Origin of the sequence: Myxococcus eversor (assembly GCF_010894455.1) — a bacterium.
In the GTDB taxonomy this organism is placed as follows: domain Bacteria; phylum Myxococcota; class Myxococcia; order Myxococcales; family Myxococcaceae; genus Myxococcus; species Myxococcus eversor.
Genome location: NZ_JAAIXY010000001.1, coordinates 532180 through 550576, shown reverse-complemented (window position 1 = coordinate 550576; position 18397 = coordinate 532180). Strand labels below are relative to the sequence as shown.

The window sequence follows — 18397 nt, the reverse complement described above, 5'->3', positions numbered from 1 at the left end:
GCCCGCGTCACGAGCGCGGAGGGAGCTTCAGGCCGAAGCGCTCCACCATCCGGTACAGCGTGCTGCGCGCGATTCCCAGCAGGCGCGCCGCGCGGGCCACGTTGCCACCGCTGCGCGACAGCGCCTCCAGGATGGCGTGGGCCTCCAGCTCCCGCAGGCCCGTGGCGCTGACGGGTTGCTGCTCGACGGCGGGCGAGGGAGCGGACGCCCGGCCCAGTTCGGGTGGGAGCGCCGCCGCGCTCACCACGGACTCACCACCGGCTCGCACCAGGGCCAGGCGCAACACCGTCTTCAGCTCGCGCACGTTGCCCGGCCACGCGTGGGCCCGCAGTCGCGCGAGCGCCTCGGCGGACAGCGTGCTCGGCGGATGGCCTCCTTCGACGCACAGCTCGGTCAACAACGAGCGGGCCAGCTCCGGCAGGTCCACCCGCTCTCGCAGCGGAGGCAGCCGCAGCACCGCCCCCTGGAGGCGATAGTAGAGGTCGCTCCGGAAGGTGCCCTCGCGCACGGCCGCTTCGAGGTCCCGACACGTGGCGCCGATGAGGCGGAAGCGCGAGTGCCTCACCCGCGACTCGCCCACGCGCGAGTACCCGCCATCCTCCAGTACGCGCAGCAGCATCACCTGCAACGCCGCGGGCATCTCCGCGAGCTCATCCAGGAAGAGCGTGCCGCCATCCGCCGCGGCCAGCTTGCCATCCGCCCCACCCGCGCGAGCCCCCGTGAAGGAGCCCGGCGCATGGCCGAACAGCTCACTCTCCAGCAACGTGCCCGAGAGCGCGCCACAGTTGACGGCGACGAAGGGACCGGATGCCACCGCGCTCGCGTCATGCACCGCGCGCGCGAGCAGCTCCTTGCCCGTGCCCGTCTCCGAGAGGAGCAACACCGGCAGCGTCGTCGGCGCGAACCGCGCGGCCTCGCGCAGCGTGGCGCGATGCTCGGGGTCACTCCCCTTCAGCCGGGCCCAGGCGCCTTCATCGGGGATGACTTCCGCCACCACGGGCCGCATCCGCGCCGTGACATGCGTCGCGCGCGGCTCCAGCCGCACCAGCACCGCCAGCGCCGAGTCGCCCTCCCCCACCGCCTCCGCATGCACCCGCCACATCGCGCCCGACGCCTGATGCCGCGCCTCCAGCGCATGGCCCCGCAGCGCCGCGTCCTTCAAGGCCCGCCAGGACAGGCCGAGCACGCGCCCCGGCGACACGTCCCCTCGCGAGGACTCCATGCCGAGCAGTGAGCGCGCCGCCCCGTTGAGGCGCCGCACGCGTCCCGGCGGCTCGATGAGCAGCACGGGGCCATCCTCGCGCGACAGGTGCGCCTCCAGCCCTCCTCGGGCCGCCGCCGCCACGCGCGCCCATGCCACCTCGCGCAGCCGCGCCTCCGCCGAGTGGGCGATGCTCGCCACCGCCACCAGCACCAGCGGGTCCGCGCCGCTCGCGGGGCCCGTGATGTCCAGCACGCCGACGACTTCGCCGAACGGGTCCTTCACCGGCGCGGCGTAGCAGACGAGCCCATGGTGCCGCTGCGCGTAGTGCGCGGGCCCCACCACGGCCACGGCCGAGGACTCCACCAGCGCGGTGCCAATCGCGTTGGTGCCGCGCGACACCTCATCCCAGCAGGCACCGGCCACCAGTCGGACGTAGTCCGCGTGGTCCCTGAAGTCGCCGCCCGAGCTGCGCGTGGCGAGGATGACGCCCTCCCGGTCCGCCAGGAGCGCCACCCGCCCCGAAGGCATGGGCGCGGCGGCGAGCAGGTCCAGGATGTCGCGGACCTCGTGCCACACCGGCTCCAGGCGGGCGCGACGCTCGATGAGCGCGACACCGGCGACGCTCGGGCCCTCGTCCGGCAGGCCCGTGCTCGGAGCGCCGAGCGCCCGCGAGCGCTGCCACCGCGACAGGATGGGCGGGGCCTCTGGAATCGAGGCCACCTCCCCATCGAGCGCGCCGACGAGAAACTGCTCCCACAGGTGCGCGGAGGCGCTGAGCGTGAGCGTTCCCATGGGACGTGATTATTCGGCCAGTCCCCACGCCGACGGCAACCCATGGCCTCCCCGAAACGCGACTGCTGAACCAACGCAGTGCGGCGTCCGGAGAGGCCAGGGGCCTGTCACCTGACTACTTGTCGGTGGCGTCCTCAATCTTGTCGCCCGCTTCCTCGGCGGCGTCCTCGACCTTGTCGCCCACCTTCTCGGCGGCGTCCTCGGTCTTGTCCGCGGCGCGCTCCGCGTCGTCCTTCGCGCTCTCACGGGTGTTGCGGTGGCAGCCCACTCCGAACGTCAGGGAACCCACCACCAGCGCCACCAGAATCTTCGCCTGCACCGTCAGCTCCTCGCGTGGCGACACCGGGCATCGCGCCCCGGTGTCGCATTGTGCGCGGGAAGCTAGTCACGACCCGCCGGCTGCCAAGTGCTCACCGCCAGGCTTTTCGCCGGACTCACGGGCTCAGAAGACGCAATAGCCATTGGAGCCGCAGGTGCCCTGCAGGCCCTCGCAGACGCAGTTCCAGTCGCCACCGCAGCGGTAGCCCGTGCACAACCCAGGGCCCCCACTGCCGCCACCCCCACCGCCGCCCGGATCCGGGTAGGTGTACTGGCACCAGAAGTTGACGCAGACGGCGGTGGCCGCCTCGGGGCAGTTGTCCTCGCAGTTCCAGTCCCCACCACACCGGGCCGGTCCACAGGTGAGCAGCGAGCTCTGGCTGCTGGAGTCCTCGCGAGAGACCAGCTCCTCCTCCGAGGACTCCGCGAAGGCGGGCAGCGCGGTGAGCGCGAAGGTGAGCACCACGGCAAGGCTCCAGGGATACGACACGCGACGCGAAGTCATAGCGGCTCCTCCAGGTGACCCGCCCGGGCTTCAGTCCAGGTCCCGTACGGGGAGTATGAGACTAGCACTCCTGGAAAGAGCCGTTCGCGCGGGCCTTCACCCGCGCCCGGATTCCGTCGTCAGGGGGAGGTGCTCTTGACGGAGCCCGGCTCGTCGGGCCAGTGCTTCAGGGTCTTCGAGTCGAGCTCTTCCTTGTCCGACGGCTTGGGGACGCAGCGCAGCGCGCCGTTTCGCTCGCGGACGCTGGGGTCTCTCGCGGACACCATGATGACCCGCTCGCCTTCGGGGCTCACCTGCGAGACGACCTGCTGCGCCTCCAACAGGGCCTGGAGCGAGGGCTTCGCGAACAGCTTCCGCGTGAGCTGTTCGGCGGGAATGCCCGCGTCGACCAACTCCCGGACCTCTTCACACAACCGGCCCGAGGTCCGCGCGCCCTCTGGCTCGAACTGGGGCCACGAGCTGCGCACCAGGCGCGCGCGCCCCGACATCAGCCAGCCCACGTGGTGCCCGATTCCCACCGAGGCCATCGTCGAGGCGAAGAGCAGGACGCCCACGAGCAGCAGCGACACGCTCCAGCGTGGGCGCCACGTGGAGGCCTCTGGTGCCCCGGCATGGAGCTGACGCCACAGCCACCGGAGGAACAGGTGGGAGCCCGCGCCGAGCATCGCCGCGACGACGAGGAACTCGACGATGGCGCCCCACCGCGGCGTCACCTCCGGCACCACCTGCTGGAGGAAGGACAGCCAGCCGAAGGCGAGCAGGAACGGCACGCTCAGGACCCAGACCTGCCCCATGCAGAGGAAGACCATCGCCGCGAAGACGCCGACCAGGACGAGCACTCCCTTCTTGCCCGACGTCACGGCGCGCCCTCCGCCACGAGCGCGCGGTGGATGTCCTCGACGGGGAGGCGCCGGAGGTCCCCATCGGTGAAGAGCACCCAGCGCTCACGTCCGAAGAGGCCCGGCTCGTAGGCCAGTGGAGCCGCGGGGGCGTCCGCCTTCTGCCCGCCGATGTAGATGAAGTGCAGGCCGGAGTCCCCGAGCACCTTCCAGCGCGCGGCGGGAAGCTCGGTGCCCTGGTCGTTCTGGGGGAAGTCACCGCCATGCTCGGCGGCATGGGCCCACAGCGCCACGCGCAGCTCATCCAACCGTTGACGCCGCGCCTGGACCAGCAGCTCCGCGTCCGAGGGAGGCGGCGCGGGGATGACCTGATACGTGACGCCCTTCTTCTCCCAGGCGCCCGGCGTCATCAGCTCGCGGCCACCGGCGATCATCGACAGGACGAGCTGGAGGCCCAGCCCCAGCAGGAACACCAACGCGAGCGCCGCCCGGTAGCTCAAGCGGGGCAGCCGGGGCACGTCCCGCCGCAGCCAGTTCCACAGCCCCCAGACGCCCAGCGACACGAGCAGGAAGATGGCGATGAAGAAGGAGATGGCCTCCAGCCGCTGCTCGGCGATTTCCGTGAGCGAGAAGCTGGGCATTCCCGCCAGGGCCACGGCCGGGGTCAGCAGCAGGAACGAGACGAGGGGCTTTGTCAGACGCACGCCAGGCAGTCTGCCTTGCTCGGGTGACAGGAAGTCAACCAGGCGCCCGGCTGTGCTGGGCGACCGGGCCGTCCAGGGCATCTCCCCCGAGGGTCTCTGCGTTCAAGGGGAAGGAACATCCTGAGACGAGCGGGATACCCATCGAGGAGGGCCGACGATGCGCACCTGGAAGAGTACCTGGCGATGGCTGCGCCTGGGGGGCGTGAGCGCGGGCGCGCTGCTGGCGTCATTCGGCTGCGCCATGGGGCCCGAGGAATTCGGTCCCCAGTTGAAGTCGACCGCGCCGACGCTGGGCAGCAACATCTCCATCTTTCGCGATGTGATGGCGCCATATGGCGAGTGGCTCCAGCTCCCCGAGGTCGGCTGGGTATGGCGCCCCGACGCGAAGCTCGTGGGCCTGGACTTCGTGCCCTACGCCACCTCCGGCCAGTGGGTGTTCAGCGACTGGGGCTGGACGTTCCAGAGCGACTGGGACTGGGGCTGGGCCCCGTTCCACTTCGGCAGGTGGTTCGTCGCGCCCTCTCAGGGCTGGGTGTGGTGGCCCGACGACGAGTGGGCCCCTTCCTGGGTGGACTGGCGCTGGGGAGAAGGCCTCGCTGGCTGGCAGCCCATGCCCCTGCCAGGGATGAATGTCCGGAGGCCGTGGACCTTCGTGGCCACCAGCGACCTGGTGCAACCCGATGTCAGCCGCTACCTGGTTCCACCTGGCCAGGAGGCCGCGCTGGTGGGAAAGACGCAGCCGGTGGGCGAGCGCGTGACGGGACGCACGGGCCAGTGGAACGTGGGCCCCACGCCCGACGAGGTGGCGAGCGCCACCGGAGCGCCCGTGCCTCGCACCGGGCCCATCGCTCCGCCCACGGGGCAGCCGCCCATCGCGGGGCCTCACGCCGCCGCGCGGTGACGTGAAGGGCGCGCGGGAGCCAGCGAACAGGAGGCTCCTTCCGGGGGGCGGGACGGGCAGGCCCGGGACGTCACGAGCGAGGGTGGTCGAACCCGCCCCCGACGTCCCAGCTTCCTGTCACGCATTGGCCGAAAGGAGCCCAGCACATGCCCTCAACCCCGCAGCCCTTCGTCAGCGACCTCCAGGAGATTCGCCGCAGAGCCCGTGAGCACCTGGAGGAAGGTGCCCTCACGGAGAACTACAAGGGCGATGTGAACACGACGCTCAAGCTGCTCAACGACGCGCTCGCCACGGAAATCGTCTGCGTGCTGCGCTACACGTTCCACTACGTCTCCGCCCAGGGCATCCACAGCGAGGCGGTGAAGGACGAGTTCGGCGAGCACGCGCGGGAGGAGCAGGAGCACGCGCTGCGCCTCGCCGAGCGCATCAACCAGTTGGGCGGACGCCCGGACTTCAACCCCGACGGCCTGCTGTCACGCAGCTCCAGTCAGTACGTCGAGGGGCAGAACCTGGTGGACATGATTCGGGAGAACCTGGTGGCGGAGCGCATCGCCATCGAGACGTACCGCGACTTGATTCGCTACTTCTCGGACAAGGACCCCACCACGCGGCGGCTCCTCGAGGACATCCTCGCCAAGGAGGAGGAGCACGCCAACGACATGCATGACCTGCTGGTGGCGCACCAGGGTCAGCCGATGCTCAACAACTGAAGCCGGCTCACGACACCGCGTGCCCCTCGGAGGAGACCGCGCTCCGGGCGGGCACGTCGGTCCGGGCCTCCCAGGCGCGCGCACTGGCGTCGCGATAGCTCACCATCCGTCCGAGGGCGGGCTCCCACAGGTTCAACCGCAGGCAGTGGGCGATGTCGCGCGGGCTCAGCGTCGTGACGTGCGGATGCTGGAGCTCGGGGATGGCCGCCATCGCCTCGGGGAGTCGGTAGAACGGGATGCGCGGGTTGAGGTGGTGCACGTGGTGGTAGCCGATGTTGCCGGTGAACCACGCCATCACCTTGCCGCAGCGCAGGTAGCTGGAGGCCTCCAGCGCGGAATCCGCGTGGGTCCACTGGTGCTCCGGCAGGATGCGGACCTCGTCGAAGTTGTGCTGCGAGTAGAAGAGGTACGTGCCCAGGGCATACGCGAGGAACAGCGGACCCACGAAGGCGAACAGGTACACGGCGGGGCCGAAGAAGACCCAGAGCGCCACGGACAGGGCCACGTGCACGCCGAGCGCGAGCCCGGACGTCCAGTAGCGCTTCGGGTCCTTCACGAAGGGCACCAGGCACAGGCTGATGAGGAACGCGGTGACGTAGCCGAACAGGATGGTCACCGGGTGGCGCTCCACCGCGTAGCCCAGCCGCTGCCAGCCGGACGCATTTCGCCACTGCTCGGTGGTCCACGTGGCGAACGTGCCCGCCGAGTCCGCGGCGATGCGCGCCGTGTTGGCGTGGTGGTGGTTGTGCGTGTCATTCCAGATGCGCGCGGGCGTGAGCGTCAGGATGCCCTGCACGTGGAAGAGGACCTTCGCCCAGCGCGACGAGGGCAACAGCGCCCCGTGCATGGCGTCATGGAAGAGGATGAACGCGCGGATGAGGACGAGCGCCTCCAGCACGCCCCCCACGACGCGCAGGGGCCACCAGGGCGCGGCCACCGCCAGCGTCACGGCCGCCGCGAGCGCGGCATAGGTGGCCGCCAGGTTCCAGCTCGAGCGCGCGACGTCCTGCAGGGCGAAGGGGCGCGTCCGGGCAATGAGCTCCTTGCTCGACGGCGGCGGTGCGGCTCGTTCCATTGAGAGGGGCTCCTACAAGCGTGGGGTGTGTCCGGCCCGGTGCCGGAGATGAGGAGCCAGCGTTGTCCCATCGCCATGTCACGCGTGGGTCAGCCGTTGAAACGACACGGAGCGTGACGGAGATGACGCGGTTCGCCGTGTGTAATGGCTTGCACGGTCGCGCCCCCTTCCTCCCCTGGCGACCGGGAGGCCCGGCGCCCGACCTTCTGGTGGGTTTGGGTAGAATCGGGAGTCGCTGCCTGTTAGGTCCAGACGTTCTCCAAGGAGCAGCCCGTGTTCCGCATCGAAACCGACCGGGACCTCATCGAGTCCTTCCGTCCGAGAGACCGCCGCGTCATCGAGATGCCGCCGGGCCTCACCTTCCCCTTGTTCGTGCGTGACTACGTGGCCTGGACGGAGACGTCCGGCTTGCGCGTGTACCTCGTCTTCTCCGCGCCTGGCAGCCACCAGCCCATCGGCATCATCTTCCGGCGTGACAGAGGCGGGCCCGACGTCGCCCGCATGTGCGAGTGGTGCCACGACTACGGCTCGTCGCACACGGTGGACCTGCTCACCACGGACGTGGACAGCAAGGTCCGCGTGGGCATCAGCCTCTGCGTCGACCTGCGCTGCAAGGAGAAGCTGGAGGACGCGGCCAACCGCGCCGGCAGGCACACCCTGGAGGCGCTGGACCAGCTGCGCGCGCGCATGTTCCGCTTCGCGAACGAGGCGCTCGGCATCGAAGCCAAGCCCTCCGCGCCCGCCGCCTGGTGACGACTACCCGACGGAGGCGTTGGCCCGCTGCACCTGCGTCACGCCGGGCAGCATGGGCGCGGGGTTGAGGGCCTGCACCAGCAGGGACCTCAGCGCCTCGCCCAGGTCGTCCACGACGCTCAGCGCGCCCGCGGGTGCGCCCTGGAGCGCCGCCGGGACTTCGGCGCCCACGACGACGATGGGCATCCGCGCCTCCCACGCCAGGTAGTGCGCCAGCCCCACCGCCGGCTCTGTCACGTCCAGCAGCAACGCCCCCACCGCGCCCGCGCTGAAGGGGCGCCACAGGGGCCGGGCCGCCTCGGCGGGGGGCAGCATGCAGAAGTCCAGCCGCAGCACCTCGCTCAGCACCAGCCGGCCCAGCGTCCCGAAGCCGCTCTTCACCGCGGTGGGCTCCGCCGACAGCGCCTCCAGGCCCGGCACGCGCGCCATCACCCGACGCGCGGCGGACGCGCCGCTGCCACACACGAAAATCTTGGCGGTGGCCACCCGCGACGGTGCCTTGGTGCGGAGGATTCGGCCCCGCAGCGCGTGCACCTCCGCCGCGCCCAGCAGCTCGTTGGCGTTGGCGTCCGTGCCATTCACGTCCGCCGGCCTCGCCACCCCGCGCTGCATCAGCGTGGACAACACGCCGAGCACTTCCAGGTCCGTGGCGGGCGCCAGGTCCAGCACCTCGCCCAGCGCGCGAGGCTGGCGCAAGAGGTCCATCACCTGCGCCGTCACCGGGTGCTGGTCCTGCTGGAAGGGCACGTCCGGCGCCAGCATCAGCCGCGTGTGGCGCGGGGGCAGGCCCGGCATCAGGCGATTGACCTCGTCCGACTGCCGCATGCCCTCCAGCAGCGCGTCGTCCATGGCGCGGTTGATGCGCGCCTTCGCGGCGCTGGCGCCCGGAGAGAACGTGAAGGTCCCATCCCCCCAGGCCAGCAGGCGGAACAGCGCCTTCTCGCCCTCCACCCGCCCCAGCTTCGAATTCACGGGGCGGCCCTCCACCACGTGGATTTCACCGCGCTCGTTTCCCCGCTCCAGCGACAGCTTCCCGCTGCGCCGGTTCATCCCGAGCAGCTGCATCAGGTCCGGGATGCTGAGCTGACTGAGCGAACCTTCGATTTCCTGCTGCTCGACCTTGAGGTCCTTGGCCGCCTCGTTGCGCCGGAAGATGTGCTCGATTCGGCTGAGCACCTCGTCCAGGTTGAAGGGCTTGCGCAGGTAGCCGTCCCGCAGGCCGCGATACCTATCCCCGTCGAAGCTCGACGTCGTGAGCACCACCGGGATGTCTTCAGTGCGCGGGTTGGTGCGCAGGATCTGGATGAAGGTGCGCGCCTCCAGCAGCCGACAGTGCTCGTCGAACAACGTGAGGTCCGGGTGGCGCAGCACCGCCACCTCCAGCGCCCGCGAGCCATCCGGCGCGTAGTGCACCTGATAGCCCTTGGTGCGCAGCGCGCGGGACAGCGCGCGCACGGACTCGAGGTCGGGGTCGGCGATGAGGATCTTCCGGACCTGGGCCACGGGTCGCTCCGCTTCCTGTCAGTAGGGCTGCAGGTCGTATTCGGCCTGCAGCTTGGAGATGAGCCCGTCCACCACGGCGGTGTCCGAGGTGTGGAAGCCCCACGTCGCGCCCCGCCCCCGCCGCTGGATGAGCGCATACGCCGCGCTCTCCGACAGCCAGAGGATGAACTCGTGCCGGGACACCCGCTCGTCGCCCTCCAGGAACACGGGCGTCAGCGCGGGATGCGACTCCAGGTCCACCCGGCGGCCCAGCAGGTAGATGCGCGAGGACAGGTCCGGCGGCGCCGACTCCAGCCCGGCCGCTATCGGCAGGTCCGCGCGAATCTCCGGCCCTCCCACGTACAAGAGGCCGCGCGTGCCCGGATCTCGGGTCAGCTCGCGGGCAATCTCCGCCTGGAGCTCGTCGAAGAGGACATCCGCCACCTTGCCTCGGCGGCTGGGCTCGGCGCGCTCGTCCACCGGCAGCCTGGGGCTGTTGGGCGTGCCCAGAAGCAGGTCCACCTCGTCCCAGAACGGCAGCCCGTCCAGCATCAGCCGCCGCTGGAGCGACGCGCGACGCTCGTCCATGCGGCGACGGCAACGGTGCACCAGCTCGTCGAAGTCCTCGCCGTCCTTCGGGAAGGTGCTCGCACCGCCCACGAGGGCCAGCGGCAGGCGCGACTCCACGTCCTGGACTTCAGGCTCCTCGCGCACCGCCGCCACCGCGCGACGCACGAACATCATCGCGCCGAAGAAGTCCGTCTCCGGCAGCAACAGGTAGAACTCCTGGTCGCTCGCCTTCGCGATGACGTCCGAGTCGCGGATGATTTTGCTCAGCGCGCGGATGATGCCGCGCACCGCCTTCTTCGCGTCCGCCGCGCCCTGGCGCACGCGCACCAGCGGCAGGTTGTCGATGGAGAAGGTCAAGAGCGAGAACGTCCGCCCGTATCGCCGCGCCTTGTAGATCTCCTTGGAGGCGTAGTCGGTGAAGTAGCTGAGGTTGTAGGCCGCCGTCTCGCGGTCTCTCAGGCCCAGGCGCTGGAGCGCCATCATCCGCCGGCCGTTCTTCACGCTCACGGCGGCGAAGTCCGCGAGCACGCGGGCGTCGCGCGAGTGCTCCTGCCGGAAGTCCCCGGTCAGCGGGTCCGAGAGCTGCGCGAGGCCGACGATTTCCCCGGAGACCATCAGCGGCACGTACAGCACCGCGGAGCGCTCATCCCGCGCGAACCACGGCTGAGCATCCCGCAGGCGCCCCGCCAGGGGTCCTTCCGGGTTCATCTTCTCCGCGAGGAACTGCTTGTCGAGCAGCCCCCGGTACGCGCGCAGCACCAGGTCTCCCCGGTCGTCCAGCACCCACAGCGCGGCGCTCTGCGCGTCGCACACCGCGGACAGCTCCGAGATGATGCGCTCCTGCAGCCACTCCAAATCCGACTGGGAGATGAGCTCCAGGCAGCGCTGGTGCAGGTTGTGGAAGCGGGCGAACTCGATGTTCTCGTCGCGCAGCTGGGTGCGCTCCCGGCGCAGGGCGGCGCGCTCCAGGGCGCGGTCCACCGCGAGCACCAGGTCCGTCTCCTCCACGGGCTTGGCCAGACAGTCCGCCGCGCCCGAGCGCAGCGCCATCTCCGAGCCCTTCACGTCGGTGCGTTGGCTGACCAGGATGACTTCCTGGTCCGGGTCTCTCTCTCGAAGGCGCGCGGTGAGCGCGAAGCCGTCGACGCCCGGCATCACCACGTCGGTGATGACCAGGTCGAAGGGCGTGCGAGCCGCCTCCTCGAGCGCCAACGTGCCGTTCTCCACCGAAACCACACGGTGCCCATGACGGGACAGCATGTCGCTGGCGAGCTGGCGGAAGAACAGATCGTCGTCGACGACGAGAATGGGACCGGCCACGCGCTGTCTGACCCGGGTGCGAAGGGGGAGGTCGGAGGTTACCGGCCCCCAGCAAGCGCGACAACGCCCTCGAAGACGAAGGCGACAGGACCACGGAGGCGGATGTCGGACAGGTCGGCGGGCACGCGGATGCGCAGGTTGCCTCCTGGCAGGGAGACGCGCAGCCAGGTGTCCGAGGGCAGCCGGCCCGCCAGCACCGCCGCCACCGCCGAGGCACAGGCCCCCGTGCCGCACGCCTGGGTGAGCCCACAGCCCCGCTCCCAGACGACGACGGTGAGGCCGTCCTCCTCCACCCGGACGAACTCCACGTTGGTGCGGTCCTGGAACGCGGGGTGCCGCTCCAGCTCCGGCCCCAGTCGGGGCGCGTCCTCCAGCGGCTGCTCCAGGAGGACCAGGTGGGGATTGCCCATGCTCACCGCGGAGGCTCGAAGCTCGGGGTGCCCTGGCAGCGGAGCGTCCAGGAACGGCTTCCCGGTGGCTCCTGACGGGAGGTTTGGGGCCACGAGCCGTGCTGGCCCCATGGAAATGTCCACCGCGACCACCCCGCCGTCGCCATAGCCGGGCATGCAGGTGAGCACTCCGGCGCCCGTCTCCACGTCGATGCGGCCCGGGTTTTCCCCGGACTGGTCGACCAGGTACTTCACGGCGCAGCGCAGGCCGTTGCCGCACATCTCCGCGATGCTGCCGTCGGCGTTGTGGACGACCATCCGAGCCAGGCCGTGCTTGGAGGGGAGCAGCGCGAGGACTCCGTCGGCGCCGATGCCGAGCCGGCGGTCGCACATCCAGCGCGAGGTCGCCGCGTCGATGTCCACGCCGGACTGGCGGCGGTCGAGGACGACGAAGTCGTTGCCCAGGCCCTGGTACTTGAAGATGCGTTCACGAACGTCCACGGTCGCAATCCTAGCGGTGGTCCGTCACTCGCGCTCGTCCGCCTTCTTCGGAGGTGTCGGGTCGGGCATGTCGAGCGCGGGCACGGCGGTGCGCGGGGGTTTGACCTGGGGGATGGTGGGAGCCCGGACGGGGATGCCACCCGGAGGGGTCAGCGCCACGCCCGTGCGCCGGGACAGCTCGCTCTTCACCGCGTTGATTTCCGCGTTGGCGCGCTCGTAGATGTCCTGGACGGGGTTGCCGCCGGCGCGGGCCACCTGACGGCGCAGGGCTCCCAGCTCCGTCTCCTGGGCCTGGAGCTTCTCCTGGAGCGAGTCCACCTCCGACTGGAGCTGCTCCATCTCCGCGGCCATCTCCAGGACGGCATCGGTCTGCGAGGCGGCCTTGAGCTCCTCGGTGGCCTTGAGCAAATCGTTGCGCTCGGCCTCCAGGGAGGTGAGCCGGGCCTGCTGCTCCTTCACGAGCGGCTCCAGGCGCTCCCGCTCGAAGCGGTCCTTGAGGAGGTCCTGCTTCTCGGCCGTGAGGGCCTGGGCCTGTTCCTGGAGGCGCGTCAGCTCGGTGCGCAGCGTGGTGAGTCGGTCGGACGTGGTGCCGTCGCGCTGCGCGAGCTGGCGGCGGGCCTCCTCCAACGACTCGGAGGCACGGGTGCGCTCGGCGCGCTCGGAGTCGAGCAGGCGGACCGCGTCCGTGGAGGCGGTCTCCAGGGCGGTGATGCGGCCTTCCAGTCGGACGCGGGCGGCCCGGGCGACGGTGAGGTCCGATTGGAGACGCTCCCGTTCGGACTCGGCGCGGGTCAGACGCTCCTGAAGCGCCTGGAGCGCGGTGGCGCTCTCCGTCGTGGAGGACTCCAACTGGGAAAGGCGGGCTTCGAGCGCGGTACGCCGGGACTCGAAGTCGGTGGTGGCCTCCGCGAGCTTCGCGATGTGCTCCTCACGCAGCGCCTCGGCGCGAGCCTGGAGCGCGGAGAGCTGGGAGTCGAGTTCGGCGCGGCGGGCCTCGGTGTCCGCGAGGCGCGAGGCCAGCGTGGCCTGGGTCATCCGCTCCGCTTCGAGCCGGGACGCCAGCTCGGCGCTGTCCGTGCGCTGTGCCTCCAGCAGTGCCGTCGTCTCCGTGAACCGAGCCTCCACTTGCGCTCGCTCGGCGCGCTGCGCTTCGAGCTGCGACGTGGTCTCCGTGAGGCGCGCATCCAGCGCGGACTGCTCCGCGCGGTGTGCCTGGAGCTGTGTGTCCGTCTCGGTGAGTCGAGCCTCCAGCGCGGCCAGGGCCGAGCGCTGCGCCTCGAACCGCTCCACGGTCTGCGTGAGCCGAGCCTCCAGTTCCACCTTCTCCACGTGGCTGGACTCCAGCTCGGTGCGCTGACGTTCGAGATGCGCGGTGAGGTCCGCGAACCGGGCCTCCCAATCCGCGCGGGCCTGTTCCAGCGCCTCCGTGGCCTCTCGCAGCCGCGCATCCAGACTCGTGGAGCGCTCCTGCTCCACTCGCGCCGACTCGGTGGCTCGCGCCAGCTCCGCGCGGGTGCTCTCCAACGCGGCCCGCTCGGTTTCGAGCGAGCTCTCCATCGCCGTGGCCTTGCCCGCGAAGCGCCGCGCCGTCTCGAGCTGCACCATGAGCAGTTCGGCGTTCTCGCGCTGGGCGACCAGTCGCTCCCTCGCGTCCACCAGCTCCGCATCGAGTCGGGAGAGGTGCATCCCCCGGTCGTGCAGCGCGGCCATGGCCCGTTGGAGCTCCATGCCCAGGCGCATCACTTCCTGACGTGCCGCTGCCAGGTGCGTCAGCTCGCCACGCAGGTCCAGGACCTCCTGGCGCGTGGTCTCCAGCGTGGCCTCGGTGGCTTCCTGCGTCCGCAGGCTCTCCCGAAGCTCTGTTTCACGTGCGGTGGCCTGGGCCTGAAGCTCTTGCAGGGCCCACTCCCGCTCGGAGAGCGTCGCGTCCACCGCGCGCTTCGCCGTCTCCGACTCGCCCAACGCCTGCTCCACGGACGCCAGTCGCGCCCCCATGGACTCCGCGTCGGACAGCCGTGCATCCAGGGTCGTCCGCAGCTCCCGCGCCGAATCCTCGGCCTGGGCGCGTTCACCCTCCAGGCGCTCCACGCTGGCGCGCAGCGCCTGCTCGCGAGACTCGGAGGCCTCGCGCAGCTCCGTCAGGGCCTGCTCGCGGGCCGCCAGCTCGGCACGCACCTGGGCCAGCGCCTCGCGTTCGGACTGAAGGGCCGCTCGCGCTTCGGCATGCGTCTCCCGCTCCCGGGCCAGCTCGGCACGTGCCGCTTCCGCGCCCTGCTGCTCCGTCGCCAGCGCGGATTCCGACACCGCGCGGGCGGTCGACTCAGCGGACAGGGCATCGCGAGTGCGCGTCAGCGACGACTCGACCTCCGCGCGCACCCTCTCTTCAGTGGCCAGGGCTTCACGCGTGCGTGCCAGCGAAGCTTCCGCCTCGGCGCGCGCGCGCTGCTCCCCTTCCAGCCGCTCGTGTACGCGAGCCAGTCCGGCCTCGCCGTCACTGCGCTCCTGCCGCTCGGTCTCCAGCTCCGCGCGAGCCGCGCTCAGCGCCTCACGCTCCGCCGTCAACGCGGTCTCGACTCGAGCCCGACCTTCGCGCTCCGAGACGAGTTCCGACTGGAATCGGGTGACGGTCTCGGACAGCTCGGCCGCCAGGGCTTCGCGCGCCTCACGCTCGGAAGCGAGAGACTGGCGCGCCTCCGACAGAGACGCCTGGGCCTGGGCCTCACCCTGCCCTCGGGATTCGCGCTCCGTGGCCAACGCCTCGCGGGCCTCGACGAGAGCCGCTTCGGCCCGTGCACGATGCTCCGATTCCGCCTGGAGTCGGACCTGGGTCTCCGTCAGCGCCTCATCGGCGCGTGTCCGCAGCGCCTCGACTTCCTCGAGCCGTGCGCGAGCCTCGGTCAGCGAGGCCTCGACGCGAGCCTTCTCCTCGGTCTCCGCCAGCAGGCGGGCTCGTGCCTCGGCCACCGTCGATTCGGCGAGTGAGCGCTGTTCGGCCTCGAGCTGAAGCAGGGTCCGGGCCTCGGCGAGTTCCGTCTCGACGCGCGCCCGCTCCTCGCCATCCTCGTGACCACGGCTCCGGGCCGCGGCCAGCGCGGTCTCGACACGCGCCCGCGCCTCGGCCTCGGACTGGCTCCTGGCCTGCGTCTCGGCCAGCGTCGCCTCGACTCGTGCCCTCTCCTGGGTCTCGTCCTGGAGGAGTGTCTGGGTCTCGGCCAGCGAGGTCTCGACTCGCGCCCTCGCCTGGGTCTCGCCTTGAAGGAGCGTCTGCGTCTCGGCCAGCGCCGCCTCGAAGCGCGCCTTGGCCTCGGCCTCGGACTGGCTCCTGGCCTGGGCCTCGGCCAACGCCGCCTCGACCCGCGCCTTCGCTTCAGCCTCCAACTGGCCCCGAGCCTGTGCCTCGGCCAGTGCCGTCTCGACGAGCGCCTTCGCTTCGGCCTCCGACTCGCTCCGAGCCTGTACCTCGGCGAGCATCGCGGAGACTCGCGCCTTCGCCTCGCTCTCTTCCTGGATGCGAGCCTGTGCCTCGGCCAGCGTCGCTTCGACGCGCGCCTTGGCTTCCGCCTCTTCCTGAAGACGGACGGTGGCATCAGCCAGCGCCGCCTCGAAGCGGGCCTGAGCCTCCGTCAGCGTCGCTTCGGAACGACTCCGACGCTCGGCCTCGGCCTGGAGGCGCGCCTGCGCTTCCGCCAGCGTCCCCTCGACATGGGTCCGCTGCTGCCCCTCTCCGTGAAGCTGTCCTCGAGCCTCCGCCAGCGCCTCCTCGGCGCGGGTGCGTCGCTGAAGCTCGTCCTGCAACTGGACCTGAACGTCCGCGAGCGCCGCTTCCCAACGGGCCCGGCGCTCCGTCTCGGCGTCCAGCGCCTCCTTCGACTGGTGGAGCGCGTGTCGTGCCTCGGCGAGTCCCGCCTGGGCCTCGGTGAGCGCGGCCTCCGCGGTCTCCCGACGCTCCTGCTCCGTCTCCAGTTGCGCGCGCAGGGTCTCCAGCGCGGAGCCCGACTTCAGACGGCCAGCGCGCTCGGCCTCCAGCGTGGCCTGGACCTCCGCCAGCGAAGTCTCCAGCGCGGCGCGGCGCTCCACCTCCGCATCCACCGCCTCACGGGTCCGAGCCAGGGTGGCCTCGGCCTCGACGAGCCGCTGTGCCGCGCTCTCCAGCTTGCCGCGTGAGACGCGCAGCGCGTCCTCGACAGCGGCGCGCGACTCCCGCTCCTGGTCCAGCTCTCCGCCCACGCGAGCGGCCAGGGCCGCCGTGGCGTCCCGCTCCTGGTGCGCCGTCTCCAGGTCCGACTGCACGGACTGAAGCAAGGTCGCCAGCTCCTCCGCGCGCTCGACCTCCTCGCGACGGGAGCGGCTCAGCGTGGAGACCTCGGCCTCCAGCTCCACCACACGGCGGACCAGCGCCTGGCGCTCCTCCTCCAGCTCCAGCTTGCGCGCCTCCGTCTCCGCGCGAATGGCGGCCTCGGTGCGAGCCTCGTCCGCGAGCGCCTCCGCGCGCACGCGCTCCGACTCCAGCACGCCTTCCAGCGCCGACAGCCGGGCCTGAAGTCCGGAGCGCTCCGTCTCCAGGGCCCCCGTCAGCCCCGCCTCCACGCGAGCGCGCTCCTCCTCCAACGCGGTGATTCGCTGGCCGGCCTCGTGGAGCGCCTCCTCCAGCTTCCGCGCGGTGGCGCGAGCGGACGCCTCGCCCTCCGTCAGCGCCTCCAGCTCGGCCCGCAGCCGTGCTTCCCGCTCCCGCGCGGCGACGAGCTCCGTCTCCTGACCACGCCCCTCGGCCTGGAGCGCCGCCAGCCGCTCCTCCGCGTCCCGTCGAGCCCCTTCGGCCGACGACACCCGCAGGGACGCCTCCGTCAGCTCGCGAGCCGCGCGCGCCAGCTCCGCTTCCCGCACGGACAGGGCCGCCACGGCATCGCGCGCGGCTTCCTCCGCCCGAGCCGTGCCGTCCTTCAGATGCTCCACCGCCGCCAGGGCCGACGAGTACTGCTCGGCGATGCGCAGCTCCCGCTCCCGGGCCGCGTCCGCCGCGCGACGCCGGTCCTCGGACTGCTCTCCGGCGCGCTCCGCCAGGAGCCGGTCCTTCTCCCGGTCGATGCGCAGCGTGGTCAGCTCATCCTGGAGCTCACGCACCTGGGTATAGGTCTGCGTCAGCCGCTCACGGGCCTCCTCCAGGGAGGTGGACAGCTCCTCGCGGCGCGCGCGCTCCAGCCGGAGCGACTCCTGCCCCGCGAGCACCTGGACCCCGGCCTCCGCCTGCACTCGCTGCGCGGCCTCGACCTCCAGACGCTGCGCCGCCAGACGGCGGTCCGCATCGCCCAGCCGCTCGCTCGCGACCTGGAGCTCCAGCTCACGTCGGCGCAGCCGTCCCGCCAGGTCATCCCGCTCGCGCTGCGACTCTGGCGTGCCCCGCGCCTGCTCCAACTGCGCGGTGAGCCGAGCCACCTCGTCCCGGGTCACCTCCAGCACGGGCTTGAGCGAGGCGACTTCCGCCTCACGGTCCGTCAGCTCGGTGCGAAGCCGCGTCAGCGACTCCTTCAACCGCGCGCTGCGCTCCTCCCAGGACTTCGCGCGCGCCACGACTTCGTCCAGCTTGCCCCGCGTGAAGGCCAGCGGCTCCGGCGGGAGCTGCACCCAGGTCGGGTCCACCGAGCGCGCGGGCTCCTGCCCGGCGACGACCACGAAGTACGCCGCCTCGCCGTTCTCCACGAGCGAGCCGTCCACCTGGAGCCCCTCGCCCCGCTCGAAGGCGAGCTGGTACCCCAGCACCGGCGACTGCGTGGCCACCTCCACATGGGGGAAGTGCACGTTGAGCGCATCCAGCAGGAGCCCGTAGGTGGGCGGGACATTGCCTTCCTCCGCCTCCACCAGCTGCGGCAGCGCCAGGCCCGCCACGTTGCGCAGGCCGCCCACGAGGAAGCCCTGCTTCGCCACCAGCCGCGCCAGCTCCGCGAGGAGCTCCGGGGCCCGGACGTACGGCGCCAGGTCCGCCACGAGCACCACGTCGAAGCTGCCCGGCTCGAAGTCGTCGTAGATGTTGGCGCGGTAACGCAGCGTGGGCCCACCGTGCGCCTTCTGCGCGGCCTGCACCGCCTTGATGTCCTCGTCACAGGCGACGACAGCCCGGGCTCCCCGCTCCAGCAGGAAACGCGCGCTCTCTCCTCCGGTGGAGGCCACCGCGTCGACCTCCAGCACGCGTCGACGCGCGAAGAGGCTCTCGGCGAAAATGTAGCGGGGCAGCAGTTCACTGGGCCCCATGCGACGGAATGTGTGATGCATGGGTGTGTTCGGGGGTGGGAGTATAGCCGTGGGCCTCCGCACCCCAAGGAAAGCGCCAGGGGCCGAA

13 protein-coding genes are annotated in these 18397 nt (G+C 71.3%); 3 read left to right on the top strand and 10 right to left on the bottom strand.

Annotation, left to right across the window (positions count from 1 at the left end):
• Positions 1 to 7 precede the first annotated feature (7 nt).
• The 5 genes from G4D83_RS02235 to G4D83_RS02215 form a co-directional block, all read right to left on the bottom strand.
• Positions 8 to 1996, bottom strand: coding sequence for a sigma-54-dependent Fis family transcriptional regulator (locus tag G4D83_RS02235; RefSeq protein WP_163862128.1), 1989 nt, complete (start codon positions 1994 to 1996; stop codon positions 8 to 10).
• A gap of 115 nt (positions 1997 to 2111) precedes the next feature.
• A complete protein-coding gene (locus tag G4D83_RS02230) occupies positions 2112 to 2339 on the bottom strand; it encodes a YtxH domain-containing protein (RefSeq protein WP_240356101.1) in 228 nt (75 codons plus the stop codon).
• A gap of 99 nt (positions 2340 to 2438) precedes the next feature.
• Positions 2439 to 2819 carry a hypothetical protein gene (locus G4D83_RS02225; RefSeq protein ID WP_163862125.1) on the bottom strand — a complete coding sequence of 127 codons (381 nt, stop codon included), beginning with the start codon at positions 2817 to 2819 and terminating at the stop codon, positions 2439 to 2441.
• Positions 2820 to 2938: 119 nt separating this feature from the next.
• Complete coding sequence (locus G4D83_RS02220; protein WP_163862122.1) at positions 2939 to 3679, bottom strand: hypothetical protein; 741 nt, start codon at positions 3677 to 3679, stop codon at positions 2939 to 2941.
• On the bottom strand, positions 3676 to 4362 hold the full coding sequence (locus G4D83_RS02215; protein WP_163862120.1) for a hypothetical protein: 687 nt from the start codon (positions 4360 to 4362) through the stop codon (positions 3676 to 3678). The genes G4D83_RS02220 and G4D83_RS02215 overlap by 4 nt, the downstream gene beginning before the upstream one ends.
• 157 nt (positions 4363 to 4519) lie before the next feature.
• Here G4D83_RS02215 and G4D83_RS02210 point away from each other — a divergent pair, with 157 nt between their 5' ends.
• Both G4D83_RS02210 and G4D83_RS02205 read left to right on the top strand, forming a co-directional pair.
• The gene (locus tag G4D83_RS02210; protein ID WP_163862115.1) at positions 4520 to 5263 is read left to right on the top strand and encodes a DUF6600 domain-containing protein; all 744 of its coding nucleotides are present in this window, start codon (positions 4520 to 4522) and stop codon (positions 5261 to 5263) included.
• Between the two features lie 146 nt (positions 5264 to 5409).
• The gene (locus tag G4D83_RS02205; protein ID WP_163862112.1) at positions 5410 to 5973 is read left to right on the top strand and encodes a ferritin-like domain-containing protein; all 564 of its coding nucleotides are present in this window, start codon (positions 5410 to 5412) and stop codon (positions 5971 to 5973) included.
• A 7-nt stretch (positions 5974 to 5980) separates the two neighbouring features.
• Here the strand turns inward: G4D83_RS02205 and G4D83_RS02200 are convergent, their stop codons facing one another.
• The gene (locus G4D83_RS02200; protein WP_163862110.1) at positions 5981 to 7048 is read right to left on the bottom strand and encodes a fatty acid desaturase family protein; all 1068 of its coding nucleotides are present in this window, start codon (positions 7046 to 7048) and stop codon (positions 5981 to 5983) included.
• 273 nt (positions 7049 to 7321) lie between these two features.
• Here G4D83_RS02200 and G4D83_RS02195 point away from each other — a divergent pair, with 273 nt between their 5' ends.
• Positions 7322 to 7801: an FBP domain-containing protein gene (locus G4D83_RS02195; RefSeq protein WP_163862107.1), complete on the top strand. Its 480-nt coding sequence runs from the start codon at positions 7322 to 7324 to the stop codon at positions 7799 to 7801.
• Positions 7802 to 7804: 3 nt separating this feature from the next.
• Here G4D83_RS02195 and G4D83_RS02190 read toward each other — a convergent pair whose 3' ends face one another.
• Genes G4D83_RS02190 through G4D83_RS02175 form a run of 4 tightly spaced genes read right to left on the bottom strand, consistent with a single transcriptional unit; the run spans position 7805 to position 18330 of the window.
• Complete coding sequence (locus G4D83_RS02190; protein ID WP_163862103.1) at positions 7805 to 9304, bottom strand: DUF4388 domain-containing protein; 1500 nt, start codon at positions 9302 to 9304, stop codon at positions 7805 to 7807.
• An 18-nt stretch (positions 9305 to 9322) separates the two neighbouring features.
• On the bottom strand, positions 9323 to 11173 hold the full coding sequence (locus tag G4D83_RS02185; protein ID WP_163862101.1) for a GGDEF domain-containing response regulator: 1851 nt from the start codon (positions 11171 to 11173) through the stop codon (positions 9323 to 9325).
• Between the two features lie 38 nt (positions 11174 to 11211).
• Entirely contained in the window at positions 11212 to 12063 is an 852-nt protein-coding gene (dapF, locus tag G4D83_RS02180; protein ID WP_163862098.1) for a diaminopimelate epimerase, read from the bottom strand.
• Positions 12064 to 12087: 24 nt separating this feature from the next.
• Positions 12088 to 18330: a methyltransferase domain-containing protein gene (locus G4D83_RS02175; RefSeq protein WP_163862095.1), complete on the bottom strand. Its 6243-nt coding sequence runs from the start codon at positions 18328 to 18330 to the stop codon at positions 12088 to 12090.
• Positions 18331 to 18397: the final 67 nt, after the last annotated feature.